Origin of the sequence: Halalkalibacillus halophilus DSM 18494, assembly GCF_000423105.1 — a bacterium.
In the GTDB taxonomy this organism is placed as follows: Bacteria; Bacillota; Bacilli; order Bacillales; family Alkalibacillaceae; genus Halalkalibacillus; species Halalkalibacillus halophilus.
The window spans coordinates 1-7,886 of sequence record NZ_AUHI01000024.1 but is presented as its reverse complement, the minus strand read 5'-3'; the positions used below and the strand labels follow the sequence as shown (position 1 = coordinate 7,886).

The 7,886-nt window shown below is 36.7% G+C and carries 11 protein-coding genes; 3 read left to right on the top strand and 8 right to left on the bottom strand.

From position 1 onward, the window contains the following. Positions 1-144: 144 nt before the first annotated feature. Positions 145-1,140 carry a tryptophan--tRNA ligase gene (trpS, locus tag G532_RS0111615; RefSeq protein ID WP_027964952.1) on the top strand — a complete coding sequence of 332 codons (996 nt, stop codon included), beginning with the start codon at positions 145-147 and terminating at the stop codon, positions 1,138-1,140. Between the two features lie 35 nt (positions 1,141-1,175). Here the strand turns inward: trpS and G532_RS0111610 are convergent, their stop codons facing one another. The 6 genes from G532_RS0111610 to G532_RS0111585 form a co-directional block, all read right to left on the bottom strand. Next, complete coding sequence (locus tag G532_RS0111610) at positions 1,176-1,928, bottom strand: DUF3603 family protein (protein WP_027964951.1); 753 nt, start codon at positions 1,926-1,928, stop codon at positions 1,176-1,178. 107 nt (positions 1,929-2,035) lie between these two features. Further along, on the bottom strand, positions 2,036-2,242 hold the full coding sequence (locus G532_RS0111605) for a YuzI family membrane protein (protein WP_027964950.1): 207 nt from the start codon (positions 2,240-2,242) through the stop codon (positions 2,036-2,038). 149 nt (positions 2,243-2,391) lie between these two features. Then, positions 2,392-3,627, bottom strand: coding sequence for a beta-ketoacyl-ACP synthase II (fabF, locus tag G532_RS0111600; RefSeq protein ID WP_027964949.1), 1,236 nt, complete (start codon positions 3,625-3,627; stop codon positions 2,392-2,394). 36 nt (positions 3,628-3,663) lie between these two features. Further along, positions 3,664-4,602 carry a beta-ketoacyl-ACP synthase III gene (locus G532_RS0111595; protein ID WP_027964948.1) on the bottom strand — a complete coding sequence of 313 codons (939 nt, stop codon included), beginning with the start codon at positions 4,600-4,602 and terminating at the stop codon, positions 3,664-3,666. A gap of 102 nt (positions 4,603-4,704) precedes the next feature. After that, positions 4,705-5,646 (bottom strand): BMP family ABC transporter substrate-binding protein, encoded by a 942-nt coding sequence (locus tag G532_RS0111590; RefSeq protein ID WP_027964947.1) that lies wholly within the window; start codon positions 5,644-5,646, stop codon positions 4,705-4,707. A gap of 68 nt (positions 5,647-5,714) precedes the next feature. Beyond that, a complete protein-coding gene (locus tag G532_RS0111585; protein WP_027964946.1) occupies positions 5,715-5,990 on the bottom strand; it encodes a hypothetical protein in 276 nt (91 codons plus the stop codon). A 101-nt stretch (positions 5,991-6,091) separates the two neighbouring features. Here G532_RS0111585 and G532_RS0111580 point away from each other — a divergent pair, with 101 nt between their 5' ends. Then, on the top strand, positions 6,092-6,271 hold the full coding sequence (locus tag G532_RS0111580) for a DUF2929 family protein (RefSeq protein WP_027964945.1): 180 nt from the start codon (positions 6,092-6,094) through the stop codon (positions 6,269-6,271). 59 nt (positions 6,272-6,330) lie between these two features. On the opposite strand, the gene G532_RS0111575 is transcribed toward G532_RS0111580, so the two are convergent. Beyond that, positions 6,331-6,603 (bottom strand): hypothetical protein, encoded by a 273-nt coding sequence (locus G532_RS0111575; RefSeq protein ID WP_035512970.1) that lies wholly within the window; start codon positions 6,601-6,603, stop codon positions 6,331-6,333. Positions 6,604-6,702: 99 nt separating this feature from the next. Here G532_RS0111575 and G532_RS0111570 point away from each other — a divergent pair, with 99 nt between their 5' ends. Further along, a complete protein-coding gene (locus G532_RS0111570) occupies positions 6,703-7,509 on the top strand; it encodes an undecaprenyl-diphosphate phosphatase (protein ID WP_027964943.1) in 807 nt (268 codons plus the stop codon). A gap of 240 nt (positions 7,510-7,749) precedes the next feature. Here G532_RS0111570 and G532_RS16115 read toward each other — a convergent pair. Then, on the bottom strand, positions 7,750-7,886 hold a 137-nt coding region (locus tag G532_RS16115), incomplete at its 5' end, for a transposase (RefSeq protein WP_211220364.1).

Below are 7,886 nucleotides of genomic sequence, written 5' to 3'. Positions count from 1 at the left end.
ATTTTATTGCATCATCAATATAAACATATACAAGGACAAATGGCATAAATTAGGAGTGCTCCTAAGAGAGCACCCCAACATTTGACTTAGAACCATTAAATAAACTAAAAAATTCTTTAATAAAATATAAAAGGGGTAATGAAAATGGGCATTATTTTTTCAGGCATTCAACCTAGTGGTTCACTTACAATTGGTAACTTCGTGGGGGCTTTGAGGCGTTTTCCGGAACTACAAAATGAGAATAAATGTTACTTTTGTATTGTTGATGAACACGCAATTACTGTTACTCAAGATCGTTTAAAACTTCGTGATAACATTCGTTCTTTAGCAGCTCTTTACTTGGCTGCAGGTATTGACCCAGAGAAGTCTACGTTGTTTATTCAATCTGAAGTTTCTGCGCACACGCAAATGGCTTGGATTTTACAATGCAACAGTTACATTGGTGAATTAGAAAGAATGACGCAGTTTAAAGATAAGTCGGAAGGAAAAGAAGGGGTTTCAGCTGGATTGTTAACATATCCTCCTCTCATGGCTTCAGATATTTTACTTTATAACACAACACTCGTACCAGTTGGCGATGACCAAAAGCAGCATATAGAATTAACTAGAAATATTGCGGAAAGATTCAACCGAAAATACAATGATATATTCACACTTCCAGAACCACATATACCTGAACACGGTGCGCGTATTATGTCCTTACAAGACCCAACAAGAAAAATGAGTAAATCAGATGAAAATTTAAAAGCTACTATCTTTTTATTAGATGAACCGAAGCAAATTGAAAAGAAAATTAAAAGTGCTGTTACAGACTCCGAAGGTATTATTGAATACGATAAAGAAAACAAGCCAGGGATTTCGAATTTATTAACGATTTATTCTAGCTTCTCCAATAGTTCTATCAACCAGATAGTAGAAGAATATCAAGGGAAAAATTACGGTACATTTAAACAAGATTTAGCAGATGTAGTAGTAAATAGCCTGACACCACTTCAAGAGCGATACCAAAAGATGTACCAGTCAGAAGAATTAGATGATATTTTAGATCGGGGAGCTGAAGAAGCTTCACAAGTAGCTAATAAAATGCTTAAAAAAGCAAAGAAAGCTATGGGTCTTGGACGTGTACATTTAAAAAGATAACCACATAAAATAAAGGCTTGCTCTGTGGCAAGCCTTTATTTTAATACATTTTTTTTTATTTCTTCCATATCAATTAACCTCTCAAAAAATGGCTGACCTTTTGCCATTTTCCTACAGAACTCTTCGTGCTTTTTACTCCACCCTGCTTTGACTTGCGATGTTAACCAGCTAATTCCATTTTTAAACTGTACGTTCTGGATTTCTTTATACCTGTTTGGTTCCCATTCAGTGATCCAATATCTCAACTCATCCAATCTTGCGGATTGTTCTAATTGGTCCACCATTAAAAGTAACACATGCTTTAATTGCCTTTCTTTGCGAGTTAACCCTATAAATGCTTGTGCTTCCATCAGTTGTACTCTTTCATTTCTTTTCTTAGTAGCACACTTTGGAACAACAGAAATAGGTTGGCGTTTTTTAATTAGATCAAGCACAAGCCTTTCTTGCCTTGGTATTAATCTACTTTTTCTTAATGGTATTTTATAGGATGCCGTATCCACTACTAATGCTTCCTTACCGTTTGTCACTACGAATGCATAATCAATCGGAATTCTTTTGTGTTGTTTTTTTATATACGCACGTTTATAGACTGCTTGAAGCAACTCGTCTGGTAAGTCTTTCAAATCATTCTCTATGTAGTGAAAGAGTTGTTCATTGGCATAAATAACCGGAACTTGATCCATCAATTCAATAGAATCAGTCTTTTTCCATTCGTGAAAAGCACATACGTTATAGCCAATACTTTCTCCCTCAAACCAATTCACCCAAATGTCATGAACGTACATCATTACGACCCCTCACTTTTACATCAACTTTGTTTACGTCCATTATCACCATTACAAACAATTTCATACTTCTTTTCGATTAATTTTTTTTGCAGCAATGCAATAATATTTTATGAATGAAAAGGATTTTTATACATTGCAAGCGCCATCACTATTAGACCAATCGGCAACAGATATATTTCTGGACGCTTGTACACAAACAAAAGAAAATCAATCACACTCATCCCAGCAGGAATAAAGTTTAAATAGCCAATAATAGATACAGCTCCGACACATGTGAAGCCGAAACCAACAAAGAAAAATATTAATGCATTCATTTTATTTCCTCTATTCCTAAAATTAGTTTGCTTGTCCTACCTCTATTATTATTGTATGTTACAGATTTAAAAAAATAATTTAACAACAAAAAAAGGCTTGCTATTTTTAGCAAACCTTTTAGGATCTTTCTAGTGTTTTCTAGTGCATCTTAATATTTCTTAAAAATTAAGGAAGCATTATGCCCGCCAAAACCAAGTGAATTACTCATTGCAACATTCACTTCTGTTTCTCTTGGAGAATTGATTACATAGTCTAAATCACAATCTTCATCTGGTGTTTCATAATTTGTCGTAGGAGGCATAATATTGTGTTTGATTGATAAGATAGAAATAATCGCTTCTAACCCACCAGCAGCACCTAGTAAATGCCCTGTCATAGATTTAGTGGAGCTCATACCTAACTTATAAGCATGATCTTTAAAAATCGTTTTTACTGCCATTGTTTCAAATTTATCATTATACTCTGTGCTAGTACCATGTGCATTGATATAGTCAACAGATGTTCCTTCCATTTCTGCATCGTTAAGTGCTTGTTGCATTGCTCTTGCAGCACCTTCTCCATCTGGGGCAGGGGCTGTAATGTGGTGAGCATCACCAGTGGAGCCGTACCCGGTAATTTCAGCATAAATTGGGGCTCCGCGTTTTTCAGCAGATTCTAATGTTTCCAAAATTAAAATTCCTGCTCCCTCACCCATAATAAATCCATCTCTGTTCTTATCAAATGGACGACTCGCTGTATTAGGATCTTCATTCGTAGTCATTGCCTTCATACTTGAAAAACCAGCAAAAGCCATATTATTAATAGGTGATTCAGCACCACCTGTTATCATAATATCTGCATCTCCTCTTTCAATAACCTTGAACGCATCACCAATCGAATTCGTTCCTGATGCACAGGCTGTTACGGTACATGAATTGATCCCTTTCGCACCAAAAGTAATGGAAACTTGCCCAGAAGCCATATCTGGAATCATCATTGGTACGAAAAATGGACTGACACGACGTTGCCCTTTATCTAGAAACTTACGAAATTGCTCTTCGTATGTTGTCATACCACCGATACCAGAACCAATCCATACACCCGTACGATCAGCAATTTCATCGGTGATTTCAAGCTTTGCATCATCTAAAGCCATTTTACTAGCTGCCACTGCATATTGAGTGAATAAATCCATTCGTCTAGCTTCTTTTTTATCCATATAGTTAGCTGGATCAAAATCTTTTAACTCCGCTGCAAGTTTAGTTGGAAATTCATCCGGGTTCACTTTTGTTACGGGTCCAATACCAACTTCACCTGCTATTAAATTGTCCCACATTGTTTTTACATCATTACCGATTGGAGACACTGTCCCGAGCCCGGTAACTACTACTCTACGCTTTGTCATCTCTAATTACCTCCGTTATCCGTTACTAATAATTTTCTATGACCTACCCCAGCGAAGCGCTAGAGCTCCCCATGTCAGGCCTCCACCAAATCCGACCAATACCATTAAATCATTTTCTTTTATTTTACCTGCTTTCACATCCTCAGACAATGCGATAGGAATCGATGCAGCTGAAGTGTTTCCATACTTATGCACATATTTAGACATCTTCTCAACAGGAATATCTAGTTTTTGACGTGCCGCTTCCATAATTCGAATATTTGCTTGGTGTGGAATCAAGTAATCCACATCATCCTTCGTCAATCCGATTTTCTCTACAACATTTAATGCAGAATCTCCCATTTGACGAACCGCAAATTTAAATACTTCTCTTCCATTCATATAAAGAACATCTTCGTCTTGATATAAATGAGGAATCCCAGAACCGTCAGCACCTAATTCATGAGAGATAATACCTTTTTCGCCTGATACTGGTGAAATTACGGCAGCTCCTGCACCATCACCAAACAGCACTGCAGTATTTCGGTCTTCCCAGTTTGTAATCTTAGATAGCTTTTCCACACCCACTACTAAAATATTCTTGTGAACATTTGCTTCAACAAATTGTTTCGCAGTAACAACTCCATAAATAAAACCTGCACAAGCTGCACTAATATCCATTGCTGGAATCTGTTTAGCACCTAGTTTATGTTGAATCTGACAAGCTACGGAAGGAAAACCCATATCACTTGTCACAGTTGCTACTAAAATCATATCTATATCTTCTGCAGTAATACCTGCTTCATCTATCGCCATCTTTGCCGCTTCATAGGCCATGTCGGATGTGTTTATATGGTCTGGCGCTATTCTTCGCTCTTCAATACCAGTTCTTTCTCTGATCCATTCATCTGAAGTATCTACAATCTTCTCCAAGTCTTTATTTGTAAACACTTGATCAGGAACATAATGTCCCGTTCCGATTATTCCAGCATTCATACTGTCATCCCCTCATAAGTTAATATCATATATTATGACCTGGTTCTAATTTTACCAAAAAAACATCCTATTTAAAAGAATTATTTCTTCTAAATAGGATTATTATCTCGGAAGGACTCCTGATTCAATATAGGAATCCATTTCGTTATTAAGTTTCGATTGAAGACCTTCTGGAACTTCATTACTGTATGTACCAAGCGTTACAAATGACTGGTCAAAAGGAAAATTGATAATTCCCGGTGTCAATTGTTGCTGGTCATACATATCAGCAACCTTTAGATATAAGCCATCTAATTGTTGAACGGTACTTGTTAGAACAGTACTCTCAGAAATATGATGCTGATCTTGAATGTATCCAACCGCGAATATATCTTCTGCTTCTGCAGCTTTTATCACCGGAACATTAAAGCCATCTCCCGCAGGATAAACAACATCAATCCCTTGTTCCGTCAATTGCTGAAAGTGTAACATTGCTTTTTGTTGATCATACCAACTATTCACGGATCTGACTGATACTTTGATTGTTGGGTCTACTGCTAAAACACCTTCATAAAAACCTTCTGCTTCTTCCTGCATTTTAAACGCTCTAATAATACCAATATGTTTTGTAGAAGTCATTTCTCCTGCTAAACGACCAGCAAAATAACCCATATCATATCCATCAAAATGAATGCTGGTAATATTATGATCAAAGGTTTGTCCATTAAAATAAACAAAATGAATTTCTGGATAATATTCATTTAGTGAATCAAATATTCTCCCATAGTTAGAACCGTGACCAAAAACCAAGTTTACACCTTGTCTTTCTAAATCTTTCACAGCCTTTTCAGCAGTTTTAAGTGTTGCAATATTTTCTCTAAGTAACACACTTACATTTTTATCTTCTTTTATATTTAACAAGCCTGAATAAGCACCACTCCCCCATGTTTCATCATGGATGGTACCTTCCATTAACAGCCCTACATTATTTAATTTTCCATCATCAAACATATTACATCCAGCTAAAAATAGAAACAAAAATACAATTGCTGAAAGTCGGAACAATATGGACACTCCATTATTTTAATGTTATACATTTATTCTGCAACCCTGCTTTTTAAATAGCAAGTTTTTTATTCCGACTTTACAGAATCTAAATATATTATGTGTGACGCCTCAACTTTTAAATTTTTATCTAGAAGATACGCTTGATCATACGATTCCTCTGTTCGAAACTCTTTTTCATCCATAAATTTAAAGTTGGCATTTCTACCTATTGATTCAAAGTAAAACCATTCATCATCTTCTTCAAGTCTCCCAACACCATCTACTTTAACGCCAGAATTCAAGAAATAATCTACTAGTTGAAAACCGAATTTAGAAAAGCAAGGATAAATGAGAATATGCATAAGGACCGCCCTCCATAAAACCTTCATATTTTTATATTTATTTTTCATACAACCTTTGATAAACTATAGAGTGGAATGTATAGATAAATGAGGTGAACAAGATGCGCTTAATTTGGACAGCTGCTTGGAGCTTTATGCTAAGTGCTATGATTGTATATGTAATTGGTAGCATGGCAGGTGACGCGTTCAGTATTTCTGGGACGATTGCTCTTGCAATTACCTTTACATTAGTAACTGTAATCTTATCCGAAACAATTCTTAAAGATGAAAGTAGTCAATAAGAAGAGAGGTTGACAGACAATATTCGTTGCTGTCAGCCTCTTTACTATCAGAAATACCATTACCAAGGTAAGACACTTAAAGCCGCAATAAAGGTTAGTGGTAAAATCAACCTTTGTAACCCGTATCCGTGTGGAGCACCATAGCCATACCCATAACCACCTGGACCAAAGAATCGATTCATATTTTGCAATTGATTTGCCGGCACCACTAAGTAAAGGTATTCATCGTCCACATCTAATATTACAGCCTCTAATTGCTGACCATCGTTGGTCCGCAAATGGACTCTGTTTCTTACATTGTTTTGACATAAGTTTTGAATTTCATTTGCCACCGCTATCTCCCCTTTCACCAACACATTATTCATATTCTATAAATTGGTGCATACACACAGGTAGTGAGGTACATTTTTTTACATAGCAGGAGGATCTCAATGACCGAAATATATGAGTTACTTAAATTTTTCTTACTAGGTTTATTTCAAGGTTTCACAGAGCCAATCCCGATTTCTTCTAGCGGACATTTAGTTATGTTACAGTCCCTTATGGACATTGACTTGCCCGGACTTACTTTTGAAGCATTTATTAATTTCGGGTCTTTGATTGCAGTGTTAATTGTTTATAGAAAAGACATTATTGCACTTGTAGTAAATGGATCCAATTATTTATTTAAACGTGATCAAGCTTATCAACAGGATTTTTATTATTTGTTCTTGCTTTTTATTGCAACTATTCCAGCTGGTATTCTTGGCGCTTTGTTTAATAGTGAAATCGGTGCAATTCAAGCACAAATGGTTGGTGTTACGTTGATCCTTACTGCGATAGCTTTATGGATTATTCGTAATCTAAAAGGGTACAAAGGTGATGCAGAAATCACTTGGAAAGACGCGCTAATTATAGGGTTTGCCCAAGCTGTATCGTTAATTCCTGGAATTAGTCGTTCCGGAGCTACCATTGTTGCAGCTATGCTAGTTGGCTTCAAACGTTCAAGTGCATTACGATTTTCATTTTTAATGTACATCCCTGTAAGTTTAGGGACAATGGTATTAGCTACTGGTGATATAATGAGCGACCCAGAAATCTCCAGTCAATTCGTTTTATATTTAGTGTCACTACTAGCAGCTATAGTATCTTCCTATTTCGCATTACTTTTCTTTATAAATGTTATGAAAGCTGGAAACTTAAAGTACTTTGCATTTTATTGTGCAACGGTTGGGATCCTAGCGATTATTTTCTTGTAAGTTGAAATTGCGTGAGGAGATTTTAGAAAAAAATGTCAAGTCCATAATTATGTGTAAAAGTGCTACTTCATTTTCACCTGTGGGTAGAGCGGGTCATCTAGGGGACGACTTCGTCTAGATAACGCTGCGCATTTGACGCCGAGGAGGGACCATGCGAGCCTTTTAGGCAGAGAGGCAGAATTTTTGAAAAGCTGCCTGTTGACCTCGAGATGCATGGTCCCTAAGGGCGGTGTCAAATGACTACGTGTTCGCTCGATAGATATACTTGCGGTTGCCTCGATCTAGGTTATCGTTGTAATCCATTAACACGGCTCCAATTAGACGAAACGCGGCCTTTTCATTGGGGAAAATGCGCGCGACCTGTTCCCGCCGCCTTA